General features: G+C 72.5%; 16 protein-coding genes. 8 read left to right on the plus strand and 8 right to left on the minus strand.

Translation table 11 applies throughout. The features are described from left to right. Positions 1 to 100 precede the first annotated feature (100 nt). Positions 101 to 730, plus strand: a complete 630-nt coding sequence (locus tag AB0398_RS15270) for an Rv3235 family protein (RefSeq protein ID WP_366375178.1) — start codon at positions 101 to 103, stop codon at positions 728 to 730. 65 nt (positions 731 to 795) lie between these two features. Here the strand turns inward: AB0398_RS15270 and secA are convergent, their stop codons facing one another. Beyond that, a complete protein-coding gene (gene secA / locus AB0398_RS15275; RefSeq protein WP_366375180.1) occupies positions 796 to 3,609 on the minus strand; it encodes a preprotein translocase subunit SecA in 2,814 nt (937 codons plus the stop codon). Positions 3,610 to 3,848: 239 nt separating this feature from the next. On the opposite strand from secA, the gene AB0398_RS15280 reads away from it, so the two are divergent. After that, a complete protein-coding gene (locus AB0398_RS15280) occupies positions 3,849 to 4,445 on the plus strand; it encodes a GNAT family N-acetyltransferase (protein ID WP_366375182.1) in 597 nt (198 codons plus the stop codon). 46 nt (positions 4,446 to 4,491) lie between these two features. Further along, positions 4,492 to 5,661 (plus strand): crosslink repair DNA glycosylase YcaQ family protein, encoded by a 1,170-nt coding sequence (locus AB0398_RS15285; protein WP_366375184.1) that lies wholly within the window; start codon positions 4,492 to 4,494, stop codon positions 5,659 to 5,661. A gap of 112 nt (positions 5,662 to 5,773) precedes the next feature. Here AB0398_RS15285 and AB0398_RS15290 read toward each other — a convergent pair whose 3' ends face one another. The 7 genes from AB0398_RS15290 to AB0398_RS15320 all read right to left on the minus strand — a co-directional run bounded on the left by AB0398_RS15290 (position 5,774) and on the right by AB0398_RS15320 (position 14,250). After that, entirely contained in the window at positions 5,774 to 6,526 is a 753-nt protein-coding gene (locus tag AB0398_RS15290; RefSeq protein ID WP_366375186.1) for a response regulator transcription factor, read from the minus strand. A 197-nt stretch (positions 6,527 to 6,723) separates the two neighbouring features. Next, a complete protein-coding gene (gene raiA, locus AB0398_RS15295; protein WP_366375188.1) occupies positions 6,724 to 7,419 on the minus strand; it encodes a ribosome-associated translation inhibitor RaiA in 696 nt (231 codons plus the stop codon). A 295-nt stretch (positions 7,420 to 7,714) separates the two neighbouring features. Further along, positions 7,715 to 8,554: a ComF family protein gene (locus AB0398_RS15300; RefSeq protein WP_366375190.1), complete on the minus strand. Its 840-nt coding sequence runs from the start codon at positions 8,552 to 8,554 to the stop codon at positions 7,715 to 7,717. Between the two features lie 205 nt (positions 8,555 to 8,759). Next, positions 8,760 to 10,622 carry an LpqB family beta-propeller domain-containing protein gene (locus AB0398_RS15305; protein ID WP_366375192.1) on the minus strand — a complete coding sequence of 621 codons (1,863 nt, stop codon included), beginning with the start codon at positions 10,620 to 10,622 and terminating at the stop codon, positions 8,760 to 8,762. Beyond that, the gene (gene mtrB / locus AB0398_RS15310; RefSeq protein ID WP_366375194.1) at positions 10,612 to 12,645 is read right to left on the minus strand and encodes an MtrAB system histidine kinase MtrB; all 2,034 of its coding nucleotides are present in this window, start codon (positions 12,643 to 12,645) and stop codon (positions 10,612 to 10,614) included. Before mtrB ends, AB0398_RS15305 begins: the two co-directional genes overlap by 11 nt. Position 12,646: 1 nt before the next feature. Then, the gene (gene mtrA / locus AB0398_RS15315; protein ID WP_010356958.1) at positions 12,647 to 13,324 is read right to left on the minus strand and encodes a two-component system response regulator MtrA; all 678 of its coding nucleotides are present in this window, start codon (positions 13,322 to 13,324) and stop codon (positions 12,647 to 12,649) included. A gap of 230 nt (positions 13,325 to 13,554) precedes the next feature. Continuing rightward, a complete protein-coding gene (locus AB0398_RS15320) occupies positions 13,555 to 14,250 on the minus strand; it encodes an HAD family hydrolase (RefSeq protein ID WP_366375196.1) in 696 nt (231 codons plus the stop codon). A 395-nt stretch (positions 14,251 to 14,645) separates the two neighbouring features. Here AB0398_RS15320 and AB0398_RS15325 point away from each other — a divergent pair, with 395 nt between their 5' ends. Genes AB0398_RS15325 through AB0398_RS15345 form a run of 5 tightly spaced genes read left to right on the plus strand, consistent with a single transcriptional unit; the run spans position 14,646 to position 20,113 of the window. Then, the gene (locus tag AB0398_RS15325) at positions 14,646 to 15,860 is read left to right on the plus strand and encodes a hypothetical protein (RefSeq protein WP_366375198.1); all 1,215 of its coding nucleotides are present in this window, start codon (positions 14,646 to 14,648) and stop codon (positions 15,858 to 15,860) included. 4 nt (positions 15,861 to 15,864) lie between these two features. Continuing rightward, a complete protein-coding gene (locus AB0398_RS15330; RefSeq protein WP_366375200.1) occupies positions 15,865 to 16,557 on the plus strand; it encodes a DUF4129 domain-containing protein in 693 nt (230 codons plus the stop codon). After that, positions 16,554 to 17,810 (plus strand): DUF4350 domain-containing protein, encoded by a 1,257-nt coding sequence (locus AB0398_RS15335; protein ID WP_366375202.1) that lies wholly within the window; start codon positions 16,554 to 16,556, stop codon positions 17,808 to 17,810. Before AB0398_RS15330 ends, AB0398_RS15335 begins: the two co-directional genes overlap by 4 nt. Beyond that, complete coding sequence (locus AB0398_RS15340) at positions 17,807 to 18,790, plus strand: MoxR family ATPase (RefSeq protein ID WP_366375204.1); 984 nt, start codon at positions 17,807 to 17,809, stop codon at positions 18,788 to 18,790. Before AB0398_RS15335 ends, AB0398_RS15340 begins: the two co-directional genes overlap by 4 nt. A 12-nt stretch (positions 18,791 to 18,802) precedes the next feature. Beyond that, positions 18,803 to 20,113: a DUF58 domain-containing protein gene (locus AB0398_RS15345; RefSeq protein WP_366375206.1), complete on the plus strand. Its 1,311-nt coding sequence runs from the start codon at positions 18,803 to 18,805 to the stop codon at positions 20,111 to 20,113. Positions 20,114 to 20,253 lie beyond the last annotated feature (140 nt).

Raw genomic sequence — 20,253 nt, forward strand, 5'->3', positions numbered from 1 at the left:
CCGCCCGGCTCCTTGCGGCGCCCCGCGCCCCCGCCGTACAAGATCCCCAACGGAAGTTACTGACTGGTACCAATCGGTTACGCAACGACAGGGGCTCGCCATGACCACCACGCTCACACCGACCGCCACGACGACGCCGGCCACGGTCCGGGCCACCCCCGGGACCACCTCCGCGGCGCCGGCCGCCGCGCTCGCCCCCACCACGCTCCCGGCTCCCGTCCCCACCGCCGCGCCCCCGGCCGCCCTCCCCCTCCCGCCCCTCGGCGGCGCCACCCGCCGGCCCCGGGCCCCGCGCCCCCGCACCGCTCCCGGCGGACCCGCCGGGACCCGGCCGCGCGGTGCCGCCGGAAGCCGTCCGCGGACGCCCGAGCGCGGCGCGCCCCGCGCGCTCCCGCCGCACACCGTCTTCGCGGAGCGCCTGCTCGCCGTCCTGAGCGGGGAGCGGCCGGTCCACTGGATGCTCGGCCACACCCTCGGCGAGGCGTACGAGCAGCTCGTCCGGCTCGCCCCGGAGACGCCCCTGCGCTCGCTCGGCCCGCGCCCGGTCCTGCGCCGCTGCGCGGTCCAGGCGCACCCCGCCCAGGGCGCCGTCGAGGCCTTCGCGACCATCGCCACCGGCGCCCGCGTGCGGGCGATGGCGTTCCGCCTGGAGCGCGGCGCCGACCGGCGCTGGCGCTGCGCGGCCGTGGAGCTCGACGGCCTGGGCACGACCGCCGCCCACCGCACATGACGGCGAAGGGGCCGCCCACCCCACCGGGTGAACGGCCCCTCCCGCGCCAAAAACCCGGCGCGTCCCTACTTCTTGCGGCGACGCCCGCCGCCCGCGTTCTTCTGCGCCTTGCGGCGCTCCGCGCGGGTCAGCCCGTCACCGGCCGGCTCGCCGTCGCCGGAGGCGAAGTCGCCCTCGACCACACCGCCGTCGCCGTCCACGGTCGGCGCGGAGAAGTGCAGCCGGTCCGGCCGCTGCGGGGCGTCGAGCCCCTTGGCGCGGATCTCCGGACGCCCGGCACCGGCCGGCACCGCGTCGCCCTTGTCGAGCGAGGGCGCGGCCGCCTGCACCGGAACCTCCTCGACCTGCTGCTCGACCTGGACCTCCAGGTTGAACAGGTAGCCGACGGACTCCTCCTTGATGCCCTCCATCATGGCGGTGAACATGTCGAAGCCCTCGCGCTGGTACTCGACCAGCGGGTCCTTCTGCGCCATGGCGCGCAGGCCGATGCCCTCCTGGAGGTAGTCCATCTCGTAGAGGTGCTCGCGCCACTTGCGGTCCAGGACGGACAGGACCACGCGCCGCTCCAGCTCGCGCATGATCTCCGAGCCGAGCTGCTTCTCGCGCGTCTCGTACTGCTCGTGGATGTCGTCCTTGATGGACTCGGCGATGAACTCGGCGGTGATGCCCGCCCGGTCCCCGGCCGCGTCCTCCAGGTCCTCCACGGTGACCTTCACCGGGTAGAGCTGCTTGAAGGCGTTCCAGAGGCGGTCGAGGTCCCACTCCTCCGCGAAGCCCTCGGCGGTCTCCTGTCGGATGTAGTCGTCGATCGTGTCGTCCATGAAGTGCTGGATCTGCTCGTGCAGGTCCTCGCCCTCCAGGACGCGCCGGCGCTCGCCGTAGATGACCTGGCGCTGCCGGTTGAGCACGTCGTCGTACTTCAGGACGTTCTTGCGGGTCTCGAAGTTCTGGGTCTCGACCTGCGACTGGGCGGAGGCGATCGCCCGGGTGACCATCTTGTTCTCGATCGGCACGTCGTCCGGCACGTTGGCCATGGCCATCACGCGCTCGACCATCTGCGCCTTGAACAGGCGCATCAGGTCGTCGCCGAGCGAGAGGTAGAAGCGGGACTCGCCCGGGTCGCCCTGACGGCCGGAACGGCCGCGGAGCTGGTTGTCGATGCGGCGGGACTCGTGGCGCTCGGTGCCGAGCACGTAGAGGCCGCCGAGCTCCTTGACCTCCTCGAACTCCGCCTTCACGGCCTTCGCGGCACGCTCCAGGGCGGCGGGGAGGGCCGCGGCCCACTCCTCGACGTGGTCGACCGGGTCCAGGCCCGCCTGGCGCAGCTCGGCCTCGGCGAGGTCGTCCGGGTTGCCGCCGAGCTTGATGTCCGTACCGCGGCCGGCCATGTTCGTGGCGACGGTGACGGCGCCGCGGCGGCCGGCCTGCGCGACGATGCTCGCCTCGCGGTCGTGGTGCTTGGCGTTGAGGACCTCGTGCTGGACGCCGCGCTTGGAGAGCTGCTGCGAGAGGTACTCGGACTTCTCGACGGAGGTCGTGCCGACCAGGATCGGCTGGCCCTTCTCGTGCTTCTCCGCGATGTCGTCGACGACGGCGGCGAACTTCGCGACCTCGGTCCGGTAGATCAGGTCGGACTGGTCCTTGCGGATCATCGGCCTGTTCGTCGGGATCGGGACGACGCCGAGCTTGTAGATCTGGTGGAACTCGGCGGCCTCGGTCATGGCCGTACCGGTCATGCCGGACAGCTTGTCGTACAGGAGGAAGAAGTTCTGGAGGGTGATCGTGGCGAGCGTCTGGTTCTCGTCCTTGATCTGCACCCCCTCCTTCGCCTCGATCGCCTGGTGCATGCCCTCGTTGTAGCGGCGGCCGGCCAGGATGCGGCCGGTGTGCTCGTCGACGATCATGACCTCGCCGTCGATGACGACGTAGTCCTTGTCCTTCTTGAACAGTTCCTTCGCCTTGATGGCGTTGTTCAGGTAACCGACGAGCGGGGTGTTCACCGACTCGTAGAGGTTGTCGATGCCCAGCCAGTCCTCGACCTTGGCGACGCCCGCCTCGTGGATGGCGACGGTGCGCTTCTTCTCGTCGACCTCGTAGTCGCCGGTCTCCTCGATGCCCTTGAGCTGGTTGCCGGGCTCGCCCTTGGAAAGCCGGGTGACCAGCTTGGCGAAGTCGCCGTACCACTTGGTCGCCTGGTCGGCGGGGCCGGAGATGATCAGCGGCGTACGGGCCTCGTCGACGAGGATGGAGTCGACCTCGTCGACACAGGCGAAGTTGTGGCCGCGCTGGACGAGCTCGTCCTTGGACCACGCCATGTTGTCGCGGAGGTAGTCGAAGCCGAACTCGTTGTTCGTGCCGTAGGTGATGTCGCAGTTGTACTGCTCGCGGCGCTGGGCCGGGGTCATGTTGGCGAGGATGCAGCCGATGGACAGACCCAGGAAGCGGTGGACCCGGCCCATGAGCTCGGAGTCGCGCTCGGCCAGGTAGTCGTTGACCGTGATCAGGTGCACGCCCTTGCCGGAGAGCGCGTTGAGGTACGCCGGGAGGGTGCCGACGAGGGTCTTGCCCTCACCGGTCTTCATCTCCGCGACGTAGCCGAGGTGGAGGGCGGCGCCGCCCATCAGCTGGACGTCGTAGTGACGCTGGCCGAGGACGCGCTTGGCGGCCTCGCGCACCGTCGCGAAGGCCTCGGGCATCAGGTCGTCGAGGCTCTCACCGTCGGCGTACCGCTGCTTGTACTCGTCGGTGAGCGCCCGCAACTCGGCGTCGGAGAGGTTGACGAAGTCCTCTTCGATGGAGTTGACCTGGTCCGCGATGCGGTGCAGTTTGCGCAGGATCTTGCCTTCGCCTGCACGCATGAGCTTGTTGAAGACGGACACTGGGGCTGCTCTCCTTGCCGGTCGGGCCTGGCACTGGGTCTTGTCATGGACACGAGCGCGGGCACGGCAGGTGGTCCCCACCGCAACGGCCATCGTAAGCGAGACCGCCCTCGCACAGGGAGGCCCGCAGTGCCGGAGCCGTACGCCCGCCCGGAATGAGAACGCACGAGGTGGGCGGAAGGTGCCGCCCCATCCGAAAAGTGTTCGCTTCGGCCCCGGCAGGTCACCACAATCCCCGCATGGAGCCGATCACCCTCACCACCGACCGACTGCGGCTGCGCAACCCCGTCCCGGGCGACGCCGACGCCGTGTACGCGATCTGCCAGGACCCCGCCATCCGGCGCTGGACCACCGTCCCCGACCCCTACACCCGGCAGGACGCGGACTTCTTCCTGAACCGCCTGGTCCCCGACGGCTGGCGCGAGGACACCGAGTACGGATTCGTCGCCGAGCCGCTGGCCGGGGGCCCGCTGCTCGCCGCGGCCTCACTGAAGGACTGCGGCCTCGGCACCTGGGAGGTCGGCTACTGGCTGGCCCCGGACCACCGCGGCCACGGCTACATGACCGAGATCGTCCGCGCCCTGGCCCACTGGGCCTTCACCGGCCTCGGCTGCACCCGCCTGGTCTGGCGCGCGGAGGTGGGCAACACCGGCTCGCGCGCGGTGGCCGAACGCGTCGGCTTCGTCGTGGAGGGCGTCCAGCGCGCCGGCCTCCCCAACAAGGGCACGCTCCGGGACGGCTGGGTCGGCGCCCTGCTCCCCTCCGACTTCGGCCTGCCGAGCCCCCTGCCGTACCTTCCCGCGCCCGACCTCCCGGCCTCCGGCCTCCCGGCGTGACGCGATCCCGTTCCCGCTGTCAGTGCCGGGGCCTAGGGTGCGGTCCATGACGACTGCGCCGCGCCCCGCCGCCGAACTGTCCGCCGACGAAGCCCGCAGGATCGCACTGCGCGCCCAGGGGTTCCTGGGCGCTCCCGACCGCCGCGCCGGGGTGCGCGGGGTGCTGCGGAGCCTCGGGCAGGTCCAGCTCGACACCATCTCGGTCCTGGCCCGCTCGCACGAGCTCATCCCGTACGCGCGCCTGGGCGCCGTGGGCCGCACCGCGGTGGAGGACGCGTACTGGACGGGGGCGCACGCCTTCGAGTACTGGTCGCACGCCGCCTGTGTGCTGCCCGTCGAGGAGTGGCCGCTCTTCGCCTTCCGCCGGCGCGCCTACCGCGACCGCCCGCACTGGGGCCACGAGCTGTCGCCCGGGGCGTACGACAAGGTGATCGCCCAGCTCCGGGACGAGGGCCCGCGCACGGCGACCGAGCTGGGCGGCGCGAAGAACAAGGGCGAGTGGTGGGACTGGTCCGACTCCAAGATCGCCGTGGAGCGGGCGCTGATGTACGGCGAGGTCGTGGTCGTCGAGCGGCGCGGTTGGAAGCGGGTCTACGACCTGGCCGAGCGGGCGGTCCCCGAGACGCTGCGCCACGACGACCTGGACGACGCCGAGTGCGTGCGGCGCCTGGTGCGGCAGGCGGGCGAGGCACTCGGCGTGGGCACGCGCGCGGACATCGCCGACTACCACCGGCTCAAGGCCGAGCAGTTCGACGCGGCGGTCGAGGCGTCGGGGCTGGTGCCGGTGACGGTAGCGGGCTGGGGGAAGCCCGCCTGGGCGGACCCGGCGGCCCTGGCGTCCGAGCCGCGCGGCCGGCACCGCACGACGCTGCTCTCGCCGTTCGACTCGCTGATCTGGGAGCGGGCCCGCACGGAGCGGATCTTCGGCTTCACGCACCGCCTGGAGGCGTACGTGCCGAAGCAGAAGCGGATCCACGGCTACTTCGCGATGCCGGTGCTGGCGGGGGGCCGGCTGGTCGGCCGGGTGGACCCGGCCCGCGAGGGCCGGACGCTCGTGGCCCGCCAGGTCACCCTGGACGGCCCCAAGGCGGTCCCGGCGGTGGCCCGTGCCCTGCGCGAGGCGGCCGAATGGGTCGGCTGCGACACGGTGACGATCCTCCCGGACCGGGTGAACCTCCCGGCCCTGGCCCCGGAACTGGTGCGGGAACTGGGCTGAGGCGCGAGGGGCCGGGGGTCAGCGGATCTCCGGGATCTTCTCCCGCATCGCACCGCATCCCCCGGGGGGACGATCCCCGGACCCCCAGCGGGTGCGTCCCCGGGCCGGAGCCTCAGCGGATCTCCAGGATCTTCTCCCGCATCGCGTACACCACCGCCTCCATCCTGGAGTGCAGCTGAAGCTTCTCCAGGATGTTCCGGACGTGGTTCTTCACCGTGTTCTCCGAGATGAACAGCTCCTTCGCGATGTCCCGGTTGTTCATCCCGGTCGCGACGAGCTTGAGGACCTCCAGCTCACGGTCGGTCAGCCGGGGCGCGGGCACGAGCCTGCGCTCGTCGGTCCGCTGGATCATCGACTTGAACTCGGTGAGGAGCTTGGAGGCCATGGAGGGGCTGATCTGCGACTGCCCGTCCGCGACCGCGCGGATCGCCGTGGCGACCTCGTCGGTGGAGATCTCCTTGAGGAGGTACCCGGTGGCCCCCGCCTTGATCGCCTCGTAGAGGTCGGCCTCCTCGTCGCTGATCGTCAGCATGATGATCTTCGCGCTGGGGGCCACCTCCTTGATGGTGGTGCACGCCTCGATGCCGCCGCGCCGGGGCATCCGCACGTCCATCAGGACGATGTCCGGCAGCAGATCGGCCGCCTTTTCGACGGCCTCGGCCCCGTCACCGGCCTCTCCGACGACCTGGATGTCCTCCTCGTGGAAGAGGACGATCTCCAGACCGCGCCGGAAAAGGGCATGGTCGTCCACGACGAGGACCCGGATCGGCTCCTTGCGGAGCGCGCCGCTGTCCGAATCCGATCCCTCCGGGACCGACCCCTCGTGCTCGCGCCCGCTGAGCACCGGCCCGAAGCTGTCCGCCATCGTTCCTCCCCCTGAAGGCCGTGGCCTGAATTCGTTTCCGGTCCTCCAACCCGTGCCCAGGAAGCACCGGTTGGCGTGCGCTCCATGCTTTCATGCCCCGGCGCCTCCGGGTCGATCCACGGACGCACGGGGGTGCCCCTGGGGGCGCACCGCGCGCTCCAGGGGCACCGTGGGATGTGGTCGGTGCGGACCGGCGGTCAGCCGCCGAGCGCACCGCCGGCGCCGCCGTCGGCGAGCGGGTCGCTCTCGGCGAGCGGGTCGCTCTCCAGTTGGATGACGCCGTAGTCGTACGCGTGTCGCCGGTAGACGACGCTCGGCTGCTTGGTGTCGGAGTCGACGAAGAGGTAGAAGTCGTGCCCGACCAGCTCCATCTCGTAGAGCGCCTGGTCGAGCGTCATCGGTGCGGCCTTGTGGGTCTTCTCGCGGACCACCAGCGGGCCGTCGCCCTGGACTTCGATCGAGCCCACCATCCTGGTGGGCACCTCGTCGGTCTCGCCCGCGACGAGCTTGCCGTCCCCGTCAAACTGGGCGACGCCGGGCACGACGTCCCCGACCTCGGCCGCCGACAGCCGGCCGTTGCCACGGCGGGTGTACCGCTTGTCGTGCTGCTTGCGCAGTCGCGCCTCGAGCTTGTCGCTGGCCAGGTCGAGCGCCGCGTACGGATCGGCCGCCGCGGCCTCCGCCCGGATCACCGGGCCGCGGGAGTGGAGGGTGATCTCCACGCGGTCGGACCGGTCGGCCTGCCGCGGGTTGGGCTCCTTGGACACCTCGACGTCGAGGCTGATCACCTTGCCGTCGAGCTTCTGGATCTTCTCCAGCTTCAGCTTCTCGGCCACGTGCTTGCGGAACCGCTCGGGCACCTCGGTCTTGCGGCCCTTGACGACGATGTCCACGCAGAACTCCGTTCCCGGATCGCCCGGATCGGCTCCTCGGCCGCCGGGCATCTCCCTTTGCACCAGACTCCGGATGGTTTACCGGAGCTCGGACTCGGCGACTTTCACCTCCTCCTCCCCGGTCGGGAAGATCCCCACCCCTTCGGCAGGAGGTTAATTCGCCCTGAACTCCTGTCCAGAGGCGCAACCATGTATTCGGCCAGGCGATGGCTTTCACCATTCCTCACAACCGAACATAGCCCCTTCGGACGGGTGTCGGCACCCGCTGCCGCGACATACCTCCGTTCGAGCGTTTTCACCTCTCACCACCTGCAACGATCCAAGATCTTGAGGAGTTCCGGTTTATTTCGAACGAGGCGGGAGAGGATGCGATCACGGCCGCCGCCCGCTGTTCGAATCCGTGCTGCGCGGAAGCGGCCGGTAAACCGTGCGGTATTTCAGAAATGAACGAAAGGCGTACGGCTCCGAGGGCGCGGGCCGCCTCCGCCAGCGAGGCGCCGGTGGTCATCAGGTCGTCCACGAGCACCACCGTTCCCGCCGCCGGCCCCGCCGTGTTTCCCGTCGTGCTTCCCGCCGCCAGGAGCCGCGCGCCGCCCGGCACGACCTCCAGGGCCCCGGAGAGGTTCGCGAGGCGCCCGCGCGCCCCGAGCCCGGCCTGGTCCGCCACGTACCGCCGCTGCCGCAGTACGGGCGCCACCCGCGCGTCCCGTCCCGTCCGCCGCAGCCGGGCGGCCGCGGCCAGGGCGATCCGCCGCGTCGGATCGTGGCCACGCGCCCGTACGGAGCGCCGCGAGGACGGCACCGGCACGAGGAGCAGCGGCCCGCACCCGGATCCCGCCACGGCCCCGGCGGCGGCCTCCACGGCACCGGCCAGGGCGCCACCCAGGGGACCGGCGAGCGCGAGCGCCCCGCGTTCCTTGTGGGCGAGCAGGACCTCCCGCACGGCACCGGCGTAGGGCGCGGCCGCGTGGACCGCGGGCAGCCCGGCGGGCTCGGGCTCCGGCCGCACCCGGCACGGCCCCGTCCCGGTCAACTCCTCCGCGCACTCCGGGCACAGCTCGGTCCGCGGTCTGCCGCAGCCTCCGCAGGCGACCGGCAGCACCAGCCCGGCGATCTCGCGCCACCACCCCCGCATGGCTCTACTGTGCGCCTTCCCGCGGCCCCCTGCCACCCCTGTGGAAAACCCCTCGCCGCCCCCCGCTCCCGAGGCGCGCCGAAGAACTCCGCGAGCCCCCGGAATACGTCAGGTGCGCCCCGCGCGGACGGGGACTCCGGTGGTGCGAGCGACCGCGGGAGGGGTCCCGCGCGGACGCGCGGGGGCCGCCGCACCAGGCCCGGTTCTAGCCGGGATAGACCGGCGAGTCGCCGTTCTTCACCACCGGCTGCCAGTTCGTCCCCGGCGGCAGCCGGACGATGCCGTCCTCGGAGTCGGCCACCATGGGCGTGTCCGACGACTCCGTGTGCGGCGCGGACACCGACGTCACCCCGTTCAGACCGGGGAGCACCGAGGTCGGGGAGGTCGAGCCGTCCGTCTGGAGGTAGCGGATCTGCTGCACGCCCCCCGCCTCCTTGCCGACCACGACGAGCCGGCTCGGCCCGGCCCAGGAGACGGCCGTGACCGACTCGAGCCGGGGTGCGGCGGGCTGGAGGTCCACCACCGAGACGGTGGCCTCCCCGTCCGTCGTCCGCCGTTCGATCCGGCCGATCTGGAGCGTGGTGCGCTCGCCCCGCTCGACCACCAGGGCGATCCGGACGCCGTCGGCGGAGACCCGCAGCGACTCGATCCGGTCCTCCCCCAGCCACGGCGTGCGGACCTCGACGGGCTCCCCGGTGCCGTCCGGCACCATCCACAGCTTGTTCTCGGCGGGGTCGCGGTCGGCGACCCACAGGTCGCCCCGGCCGCCCCAACTGGGCGCGGAGAGACGGTCCTCCGACCGGAGGCCCTTGCTGCTCAGGACCGGCGGCCGGGAGCCCTGATCCGTGGTGATCGAGGAGACGAACAGCCGGTGGCCGTCCTTGTCGACCCCGGCCGCCCGGGTCTCGCCCCGGTCGACGGCGATCGAACCGAGCGCCACCGAGCCCTTGCCGAGCGGTCCCGGCACGTCGACCGGCGAGGCCGTCTCCTTGCCGGCGACCACCAGCTTCTTCAGCTTGCCCTGCTCGTCGACGAAGTACGGCTTCTCGTCGAGGTCGGTCTCCCGGACCGCCGCGAACTCGGCCGCCTGTCCCCTGCCGAGCCGGCACAGCGAATCCGACCCGTTCAGGAGCTCCACCTGCTCGACCCGTACGGACGGCAGGTCGCGCAGCGTGAAGAGCAGCTGCGCCGCCATCCGCCGGCACGCCACCCCGTCGACCCGGTTGCCCTGGAACTCCAGCGGCACCTTCAGCGTGGACTGGTCGTCCGTCGTCAGGGTGGTGACGTCCTTCTTCAGCGTCGTACGGGAGGGGAAGCTGGAGTCGACGGCCTGCTTCAGCCAGTTCGTCGGGCCGTCGAGCAGCGCCTTGACCGTCTGGGTGACCGGGTCCATCCGGGTGACGGGGTCCTGCCGCTGCCGGATGTAGACGGGGTCGGCGACGACCCAGTCCTCCCCGGAGGCGAAGTAGTACTTGTTGACCGACCGGTAGTTGCGGAGGAAGTCGGCCTCGCCGATGACCAGGCCGGGCGGGAGGCTGTCGATGCGCCACTCCTTGCCCTTGCCGTTCCCCGTCGGCTGCTGCACCACGTGGATCGACCACAGGTAGTCGGCGGGGCTGATCGGCTGGTAGGCGTGGCGGGCGTCCACCGTCGCGATCTTGCGGCCGGCGAGCGGGTAGACCCGGCCCTCCTTGTCGGGGTCGGCGTTGCGGTCGGCCTGCTTGCGGTTGGGCGCGGTGGCGAGCACGGTGATGCTCTGCTCCGGCCTCCAGGTGCCCGCGGCCTTCTTCGTCAGGTACTTGCGGGCCGTGGCGAAGCCGGGGTCGTCACTGGTCATGGCCTCCAGGAAGCCGTCGACGATCTCGTCCGGGCGCGCGTTCTCGCGGGGGGCGACGGCGTAGACCCGCACCTGCGAGTCGCCGGTGTTGGAGCCCTTCACCGGCTGCACGTCCCCGCTGTCGGGCATCGTCGCGCAGCCGCCCGCCAGGAGCGCGCCGCACGCGGCCAGCAGCGTCGAGCGTCCGATCCGTCCCCGCCCCGCCTGCTCCGCTCGGGAGTCAGCGCCCACGTGTCCCGCCCTCCTGCTCCGCGTTCCCGGCCCCGTTCCCCCGGCCGTTCCCGTTCTCGTTGCCGTTGCGGCCGGCCGTCGCCGTGCCCGGCGCGCGGCCGTCGGTGTCCGCCGCCGCCCGCGCCACCACCCGGGCGCCGCTGCCGGGCAGCGCCGTCGGGTCGACGGTCGCCCGGGGCGCCCCGGGAAGCCTCGGCGGTACGGGGAGCGGCGTCCGGTCCCCGCCGGACTGCGCCGGCACCGCCGTACGGAGGGCGGCCGCCTGCTCGCGGTTGCGGCGCGAGTCCTCGGGCTCCAGGGGTATCGGGGAGCCCCGCAGCGGCTCGTCCGCCGTGCGCGGCAGGGTGAGCCGGAACTGCGAACCGCCACCGGGCTCGCCCCACGCCTGGAGCCAGCCGCCGTGCAGCCGCGCGTCCTCGACGGCGATCGACAGGCCGAGGCCGGTGCCGCCGGTGGTGCGGGCGCGGGCCGGGTCGGCGCGCCAGAAGCGGTTGAACACCCGGGTCGCCTCGCCCGGCTTCAGCCCGACGCCGTAGTCGCGGACAGCGACGGCGACGGCCCCGCCCGCGGCGGCCAGCTTCACCACCACGTCCCGGCCCTCGCCGTGCTCGACGGCGTTGACGACGAGGTTGCGCAGCACCCGCTCGACGCGGCGGGCGTCCGCCTCGGCCACCACGGGCTGCTGGTCGCCGACGACCACGATCCGGGTGTTCTTGCGCTCGGCGAGGGGCTCGGCGCCGCCTATGACCCGGCGCACGACCTGCCGCAGGTCTATCGGCTCGGCCTCCAGGGCGGCCGCGCCCGCGTCGAAGCGGCTGATCTCCAGGAGGTCGGAGAGCAGCGACTCGAAGCGGTCGAGCTGGTCGCCGAGGAGTTCGGCGGAGCGGGCCGTGACGGGGTCGAAGTCGACACGGGCCTCGTGGATGACGTCGGCCGCCATCCGGACCGTGGTCAGCGGGGTGCGCAGCTCGTGCGAGACGTCCGAGACGAACCGCCGCTGCATCCGCGACAGCTCCTCCAGCTGCTGGATCTTGAGCTGGAGGTTCTGCGCCATCTTGTTGAAGGCCTCGCCGAGCCGCGCGATGTCGTCCTCGCCGGTGACCTTCATCCGCTCCTGGAGGCGCCCGGCCGAGAGCCGTTCGGCGATCCCGGCGGCCATCCGCACGGGCGTGACGACCTGGCGCACCATGAGCCAGGCGATGGCGCCGAGCAGCACGACGACGAAGAGCCCGGCGGTCGCCAGGGTGCCCTTGACCAGGGTGAGGGAGTCCTCCTCCTGGGTCAGCGGGAAGAGGTAGTACAGCTCGTACTGGGTGCCCTCGGCGTCGTTCAGCCGCTTGCCGATCACCAGACCGGGCTCGGACGCCTTGCTGCTGGTGTAGTGGATCCGCGTGAACTTCTGGAGGGTCTCCGTGCCCTGCGCCACCGAGTGCCGCAGGTCGCGGGGGATGCTCGTGGCCGGGTCGACCTCGCCGGAGGCGCGGACGCCCCGGCTCGCGGTGTCACCGGTGTCGAGGGAGAGCGCGACCACGTTGAAGGCGCTCTGCCCGCCGCTGGCGAGCTGCTCGACCAGAGTGGAGCGCCAGTTCACGGACGCGCCGTCCCGCCCGCCGTCCGGCTGCCCGGGCGTCGAAGGGGTGGTCGCCGCCCGGTCCTGGGCTGCGGAGAACCCGCCGGCGGCCTGGCCCTGGGCGGCCCTCTCCTTGGCGTCCAGCAGACCGTTGCGAACCTGTCCGATGACGACGATGCCGAGCAGCAGCACGACCCCGAGCGACATCAGCAGGGTGCCCGCGACGATCCGCAGCTGGATGTTCCGCCGCCACAGGCGCGCGGCCGGCAGCAGGGGCCGACGGATCCAGCGCGCGAGGAGCCGGAAGACCGGCCCTCCCCGCGAACCGTCCTGGAGGAGCCGTGCACCGCGCGGCGGACGGCCGGAACGCGAGCCCCCCCGCCCCGGTCCGGCAGCCCGCCCCGTACGGCTTCCCGGGTCCCCGGGCTTCGGAGCAGTACTGCCCGTACTCATGTCAGCTCGGTCCCGCCTTGTAACCGACGCCACGGACGGTCACCACGATCTCCGGGCGCTCGGGGTCCTTCTCGACCTTCGAGCGCAGCCGCTGGACGTGCACGTTCACCAGCCGGGTGTCGGCCGCGTGCCGGTAGCCCCACACCTGCTCCAGGAGGACCTCACGGGTGAACACCTGCCACGGCTTGCGCGCGAGCGCCACGAGGAGGTCGAACTCCAGCGGGGTCAGGGCGATGGACTGCCCGTCCCGCTTCACGGAGTGCCCGGCCACGTCGATGACCAGGTCGCCGATGGTCAGCTGCTCCGGAGCCGGCTCCTCGGACCTCCGCAGCCGCGCCCGGATGCGGGCGACGAGCTCCTTCGGCTTGAACGGCTTCACGATGTAGTCGTCGGCGCCGGACTCCAGGCCCACGACCACGTCGACCGTGTCGCTCTTGGCCGTGAGCATGACGATCGGCACTCCCGACTCCGCCCGGATGAGCCGGCACACCTCGATGCCGTCCCTGCCGGGCAGCATCAGGTCGAGCAGCACCAGGTCGGGCTTCGCCTCCCTGAAAGCGGCAAGCGCCTTGTCACCGTCCGCGACGAACGACGGCTCGAACCCTTCACCCCGCAGCACGATGCCGAGCATCTCGGCCAGTGCGGTGTCGTCGTCGACGACAAGAACGCGTCCCTTCATATCGACATCATCCCATTTCCGTATCAGTCCTGAGGTGGCTGGTGAGATACCTCACTGACCTGCGGCGACGTCCTTGATCAACCGCCGGTGACCGTCCGTGTCCGTGGGTGTCGATGTGAGTCATGGATGTCACCCCCGTGCCCCCCGTGGTCGCGCAGAACCGTACCCCGCGCATCCCGCCGCTGCCCATGGGACGAGGTCGGAGGTGGAGAAACCCGTAACGGCTCCTCTTACTGCTCCGCTGTGAGGGCGTCGGCGATGTCCCGCATGTGCTCGATGACGACATCGGCTTGCGCCTCGCCGAACAGGTCCGCCTTGTGGGGCTTGTCGGCGTAGCCGATGACCGTCGCTCCGGCGGCGTGGGCGGCCCGGATGTCGGTGAGGGAGTTCCCGATCAGGGTGCAGTTGGTGACGTCGATGTGCATCTGCTCGGCTGCCGTGATGAGCGGGAACGGGTTCGGCTTCATCAGGTGGAGCTGCTCGGAGGGTCGGCCCACGACGTGCGTGACGTACTGCTGCAAGCCGTGGAGCTCCAGGAAGGCCCGTACGCACTCGGCGGAGTTGTCGCTCACCACCGCGACCCCTCGATCGGCCGCGCGTGCTGCCCGCAGGGCCTCCGCCGCTCCCGGGGTCGGCCGCCCGGCCACCGCGACGGCTCGCACCTCGGCGGCGGTCAGGGCCCGCTCGATCTCCTGGCCGAGTTCGGTGTCGGCCTCGTGCGCGATGCGCAGGACCTCGATCGGATGGTCGGTCCGGGCGGCCTTCGCGCCCGCGGCTTCGTCCCGGGCGGAGAGGAGCGCGGTCAGCTCTCGTGCGACGTCGGGTGCCGGCAGTCCCGCGAACAGGTCGCACACGGGCCCGTCGAAGTCGAAGAGGACGACGCGGGCGTTCGCCAGGGTCTCGGTGAGCAGATCGTCGTGCGTCAAGATCGAAGTCCCTTCCGATGGTCTCCCGGACGCGGTCGAACCACATCCGGACTTGCTGAACCCGCTGGGCTCATCCCCCTGGCCAATCGTCACCTGCCGTGACCTGCCCCACAGCGTCTCCCCCCTGTCACGGTCGTAATCCTGTGGAGAACGACCCGCTCGACCCGCCGCCGCACGGTTCGCACGGCCGGATCGGGCATCCGCACAGCGTGCCGCCCGCCGTCCGCACGGCGAAGGTCCGGACGAAGCTACGAAGGACGAGGCCGCTCCCGCCCACGGGTGGGCCCCGCGTGGCACGATGGCACCCGGCCCGCCGCCGTGTTCAGGTGTCGGCCGCCGTGACCGAGCCGGTTCGCCGATCCGGCACCGCGACCATTCCCACGAGGTGGACGACCGTGAACGACACTCCGGGCTGGACCTCGCCCGGATCCGCCCCTTCCGGCGACCAGAACGGCCCCGGCGTTCCCCGGCCCGCCGGCCCGGCCGACGTGAACGGCTCCACCTCCCAGTGGTCCAAGGACCAGCCCCCCGCCGGCCGGTGGTCCCCGCCCACCGGCCAGACACCGCCCCCCGGCCCCGGCCGGAACCGGGGAGCCCCGCCCGCCGGAACGCAGTGGGGCAAGCCGCCGGCGGCGAAGCCGGGTGTGATCCCGCTGCGCCCGCTGAGCGTGGGCGAGATCCTCGACAGCGCGGTGAAGACCCTCCGCGCCCACTGGCGCGCGGTCCTGCCCGTCATGGCCGTGCTCGCGTTGTTCGCCCAGGTCACCCACACCCTGGTCCAGCGCTACCTCGTCCCGCCGGCCCCGGAGGTCGACCCGGACGCCACGCCCTCCGAGGCCCTGAAGCAGCTCGGCGAATCGACCCGCGCCTCCCTGATCGGCCTGGGCCCGGACACCCTCGTGTCGCTGGTGGCGCTGTTGATCAGCAGCGCCCTGCTGGCCGTCGTGGTCAGCCGCGCGGTCCTCGGCCGCCCGGTCTCGCTGGGCGCCGCCTGGCAGGAGGCCCGCCCGCGCCTGCTCCAGCTGCTCGGCCTGACCCTGCTGATCGCGGCCATGGGCGCCGGCATCATGCTCGTCGGCCTGCTTCCCGGACTCCTGGTCGGCGGCCCCCCGGGCGTGCTCCTGATCGTCCTCGGCGGCCTCGCCGCCCTGGTCCTGAACGTCTGGCTGATCATCCGCTTCAGCCTCGCCTCTCCCGCCCTGATGCTGGAGCGCGGGGGCGTGGTCCAGTCCCTGAAGCGCTCGGCGAAGCTGGTGCGGGGCTCGTGGTGGCGGATCTTCGGCATCACCCTGCTCACTCAGCTGCTGATCATCCTGTTCACGCTGATCATCTCGATCCCGTTCGTCGTCATCGGCTTCGTAGTCGACGGCGAGGCCCTCTCCAGCCTGTCCTCCGGCTCCGCCGGAACCTTCGGCTGGCCGTTCCTGATCGCCACGGGCATCGGCGGCGTGATCACCAGCGCGGTCACCTACCCGATCTCCGCCGGTGTGACGGTCCTCCTCTACGTGGACCAGCGCATCCGCCGGGAAGCCCTGGACCTTGAACTGATCCGGGCCTCGGGCCACCCCGAGACCGGCCCCGAGCCCGGCGACCGGGCCGTCGGGAGCTGACGGCGTGACGGTCGCGGGGGGAACGGCCACAACGCTGGCGCGCCTGCGCGCCGACGGCGACGTACCGGTGGACATCTCCCGTGTCCCCGCCCGCGAGGCGGCGGAGCGGGAGCTGTCCGACCCGATGTACCACGAGAACGATCCGAACCTCCTCCAACGTGGCCTGAACCGCCTCTGGGAGTGGCTGGACAACCTCTTCGGCTCCGCGTCCGACGTCGCCCCGGGCGGGCCGCTCGGCCTCGTGGTCGTCCTCCTGGTGGTGGTCGCGCTCGTCGCCGCCCTCTGGTGGCGCCTCGGCACCCCCCACCGGACGCCCGCCACCGCGGGCGACTCCCTCTTCGGGGACGGCCCCCGCTCCGCCCGCGACCACCGGGCGGCCGCCGCCCGCCACGCCTCCGCCGGCCGCTGGAACGAAGCCGTCCAGGAACGGATGCGGGCCGTCGTCCGCTCCCTCGAAGAACGCGCCCTGCTCGACCCCCGCCCCGGCCGCACCGCCGACGAGGCGGCCGCGGAGGCGGGCCGCTCCCTCCCCTCCCACGCGGACGCCCTGCGCCGCGCGGCCCGCGCCTTCGACGACGTCACATACGGCGGCCGCACCGCCGACGAGCCGACGTACCGCCACGTCGAGGAGCTGGACACCGCCCTGGAACGGACCCGCCTCACCCTCGACACCGCCTCCACGGGGACGCCCGCATGAGCAGCGCGACCACCGACACCCCGGCACCCGGCGGCGAACCGGCCACCGACGCCCCGGCGCCCACCCCTCCGACCGGCAGCACGTCGACCGCCCTCTCCGCCCGCCGGATCTGGACCCGTGTCCGCGGCGCGGCCCTCGTCGTCGCCGTGGTCCTGATCGGCGGTCTCGTCCTCGCCACGGTCCGCTCCACCAACGCCCACGGCGCCCTCGACCCCCGCTCCACCGACCCCCACGGCAGCCGGGCCGTCGCCGAACTCCTCAAGGAGCGGGGCGTCACGCTCACCCTCGCCACCACCCTCGACGAGGCCACGGCGGCCACGACCCCCGGCACCACCCTCCTGGTCACCGCCCCCGACCTGCTGACGGACGCCCAGCTGTCCACGCTCCGGACCGCCGCACAGACCTCCGCCGGCCGCACGGTCCTCCTCGGCGCCGGCTCCCCCTCCCTCGACGTCCTGGCCCCGGGAATCACCAGCGCCCGCGACACCGCCGTCACGAACCTCTCCCCCGCCTGCACCCTGCCCGCCGCCACCCGCGCCGGCAGCGTCGACCTGGGCGGCGAACGCTACGAGGTCGCCCCCGGCACCACGGCCGACTCCTGCTACCCCTCCGACGGCCTGCCGACCCTGGTCCGCCTCCCCGGCACCGGCACCGCCGACACGGTCCTCCTCGGCTCGCCCGACATCCTCCACAACACCCGTCTCGACCAGCAGGGCAACGCCTCGCTCGCCCTGCAGCTCCTCGGCTCCCGGTCCCATCTCGTCTGGTACCTCCCCTCCCTGTACGACGCCTCCGCCGACGCGCCCGAAGACGACACCACCGGCAACTTCCTCGCGCTCATCCCCTCCGGCTGGCTGTGGGGCACGTTCCAGCTCGCGCTCGCGGCCCTGCTCGCCGCCGTCTGGCGCGGCCGCCGCCTCGGCCCCCTGGTGACCGAGCGGCTCCCCGTCGCCCTCCGCGCCTCCGAGGCCACCGAGGGCCGCGCCCGCCTCTACCGCAAGGCGAACGCCCGCGACCGCGCCGCCTCCGTCCTGCGCACCGCGACCCGCACCCGGCTCGCCCCGCTCCTCGGCGTCCCCTCCCGGGACGCCCACTCCCCCGACCTCCTCCTCCCCGCGCTCTCCGCGCGTCTCCCCGGAACCACCGCGGACCCCAGGGACCTCCTTTTCGGCCCGGCTCCCGCCGACGACTCCGCCCTCGTCCGCCTGGCGGACCAACTCGACGCCCTCGAAAGAGAGGTACGCACCTCATGAGCGCCCCGACCCCCGAGACCGCTACGAACTCGGACGGCGCCCGCGCCTCCCTGGAGGCCCTGCGCACCGAGATCGCGAAGGCCGTGGTCGGCCAGGACCCAGCCGTCACCGGTCTCGTCGTGGCCCTGCTCTGCCGGGGGCACGTCCTCCTCGAAGGTGTCCCGGGCGTCGCCAAGACCCTGCTGGTCCGCTCGCTCGCCGCCGCACTCGAACTCGACACCAAGCGCGTCCAGTTCACCCCCGACCTGATGCCGAGCGACGTCACCGGCTCCCTGGTCTACGACGCCCGCACCGCCGTGTTCTCCTTCCAGCCGGGCCCGGTCTTCACCAATCTGCTGCTCGCCGACGAGATCAACCGGACGCCCCCGAAAACCCAGTCCTCCCTTCTGGAGGCCATGGAGGAGCGACAGGTGACGGTCGACGGCACCCCGCGCCCGCTGCCCGAGCCGTTCCTGGTCGCGGCGACCCAGAACCCCGTCGAGTACGAGGGCACCTATCCCCTCCCCGAGGCCCAACTGGACCGGTTCCTGCTGAAGCTGACGGTCCCCCTGCCTTCACGCGCGGACGAGATCCAGGTCCTCACCCGTCACGCCGAGGGCTTCGACCCCCGCGACCTGAAGGCCGCCGGCGTCCGTCCCGTCGCGGGTCCCGCCGAGCTCGAAGCCGCCCGGGCCGCCGTCGCCAAGGTCTCGGTCTCCGCCGAGATCGCCGGCTATGTCGTCGATATCTGCCGTGCCACGCGTGAATCCCCCTCACTCACGCTCGGGGTCTCTCCCCGAGGCGCCACCGCCCTGCTCTCCACCGCCCGCGCCTGGGCCTGGCTCACCGGCCGGGACTACGTCACCCCGGACGATGTGAAGGCCCTCGCTCTCCCCACCCTGCGTCATCGCATCCACCTGCGGCCCGAGGCCGAGATGGAGGGAGTCACCCCGGACTCCGTCATCCACTCGATCCTCGCCCACGTCCCCGTCCCCCGCTGAGAACGGCGCCCCATGGCCCTCACCGGACGAACCGCACTGCTCGCGGCCCTCGGATCGCTCCCCGTCGGCATCCTCGCCCCCAGCTGGACGGGGATGCTCGCGGTGAACGCGCCCCTCTCACTCGCAATACTGTGCGACTACGCCCTGGCCGCGCCAGTACGAACGCTCCAATTCACCCGAAGCGGTGACACATCCGTTCGACTCGGTGACGCGGCCGAGGTGCGGCTCACGGTGGCCAACCCGTCCCGCCGCCGCCTCCGCGCTCAGCTCAGGGACGCCTGGCCGCCCAGCAGTTGGCTCCCCAGCACCGAACAGTCCGCCTCGCGCCAACGGCTCACCGTCCCCGCCGGCGAGCGCCGGCGCCTGACGACGTCCCTGCGCCCGACCCGCCGGGGCGACCGCCGCGCCGAACGGATCACGGTCCGCTCGTACGGCCCCCTCGGCCTCGCGGCCCGCCAGGGCAACCACGAGGTCCCCTGGACCGTCCGCGTCCTGCCCCCGTTCACCAGCCGCAAGCACCTGCCGTCCCACCTGGCCCGGCTCCGCGAGCTCGACGGCCGTACCAGCGTGCTGACCCGAGGCGAGGGCACCGAGTTCGACAGCCTCCGCGAATACGTGCCCGGTGACGACACCCGCTCGATCGACTGGCGCGCCACGGCCCGGCAGACCGCCGTCGCCGTCCGCACCTGGCGTCCCGAGCGCGACCGCCACGTCCTGCTCGTCCTGGACACCGGCCGCACCTCAGCCGGCCGCGTTGGCGACGTCCCGCGCCTGGACGCCTCCATGGACGCGGCCCTCCTCCTGACGGCGCTCGCCTCCCGCGCCGGCGACCGGGTGGACCTCCTGGCCTACGACCGCCGTCTCCGTGCCCAGGTCCAGGGCCGCTCCGCGAGCGACGTCCTGCCCGCCGTAGTCGACGCCCTCGCCCCGCTCGAACCGGAGCTGGTGGAGACCGACGCCCGCGGCCTGGCCGCGACCGTGCTCTCCCGCGCTCCCCGCCGTTCCCTGATCGTCCTGCTGACGGGCCTCGACGCCGCCCCCATCGAGGAAGGCCTCCTCCCCGTCCTGCCTCAGCTCACCCAGCGCCACACGCTCGTGGTGGCCTCCGTGGCCGACCCGCACATCGCCGGCATGGCCGCGAAGCGCGGCACGGCCGAGAACGTGTACGAGGCCGCTGCGGCCGTGCAGACGCAGTCCCAGCGCGCCCGCACCGCGGACCACCTCCGACGCCACGGCGTCACGGTCGTCGACACCACTCCCGAAACCCTGGCCCCGGCCCTGGCGGACGCGTACCTCGCCTTGAAGGCGGCCGGCCGACTCTGAGGCCCACTGATCCCGGGTTCGGAACTGTGCTCGGAAAAGGACGGCGAACGCAGAAAAGCCCCGCACCAGAAGGTGCGGGGCTTTCCCACAATGATTGTTCGGCGGTGTCCTACTCTCCCACAGGGTCCCCCCTGCAGTAC

Origin of the sequence: Streptomyces sp. NPDC086147 (genome assembly GCF_040702165.1) — a bacterium.
Classification (GTDB): Bacteria; Actinomycetota; Actinomycetes; order Streptomycetales; family Streptomycetaceae; genus Streptomyces.

Excerpts from the sequence above, each read along its gene's own strand:
- AB0398_RS15270 (WP_366375178.1), top strand. The coding sequence starts at position 101 with ATGACCACCACGCTCACACCGACCGCCACGACGACGCCGGCCACGGTC.
- AB0398_RS15280 (WP_366375182.1), top strand. The coding sequence starts at position 3,849 with ATGGAGCCGATCACCCTCACCACCGACCGACTGCGGCTGCGCAACCCC.
- AB0398_RS15285 (WP_366375184.1), top strand. The coding sequence starts at position 4,492 with ATGACGACTGCGCCGCGCCCCGCCGCCGAACTGTCCGCCGACGAAGCC.
- AB0398_RS15290 (WP_366375186.1), bottom strand. The coding sequence starts at position 6,526 with ATGGCGGACAGCTTCGGGCCGGTGCTCAGCGGGCGCGAGCACGAGGGG.
- AB0398_RS15300 (WP_366375190.1), bottom strand. The coding sequence starts at position 8,554 with ATGCGGGGGTGGTGGCGCGAGATCGCCGGGCTGGTGCTGCCGGTCGCC.
- mtrB (WP_366375194.1), bottom strand. The coding sequence starts at position 12,645 with ATGAGTACGGGCAGTACTGCTCCGAAGCCCGGGGACCCGGGAAGCCGT.
- mtrA (WP_010356958.1), bottom strand. The coding sequence starts at position 13,324 with ATGAAGGGACGCGTTCTTGTCGTCGACGACGACACCGCACTGGCCGAG.
- AB0398_RS15335 (WP_366375202.1), top strand. The coding sequence starts at position 16,554 with ATGAGCAGCGCGACCACCGACACCCCGGCACCCGGCGGCGAACCGGCC.
- AB0398_RS15340 (WP_366375204.1), top strand. The coding sequence starts at position 17,807 with ATGAGCGCCCCGACCCCCGAGACCGCTACGAACTCGGACGGCGCCCGC.
- AB0398_RS15345 (WP_366375206.1), top strand. The coding sequence starts at position 18,803 with ATGGCCCTCACCGGACGAACCGCACTGCTCGCGGCCCTCGGATCGCTC.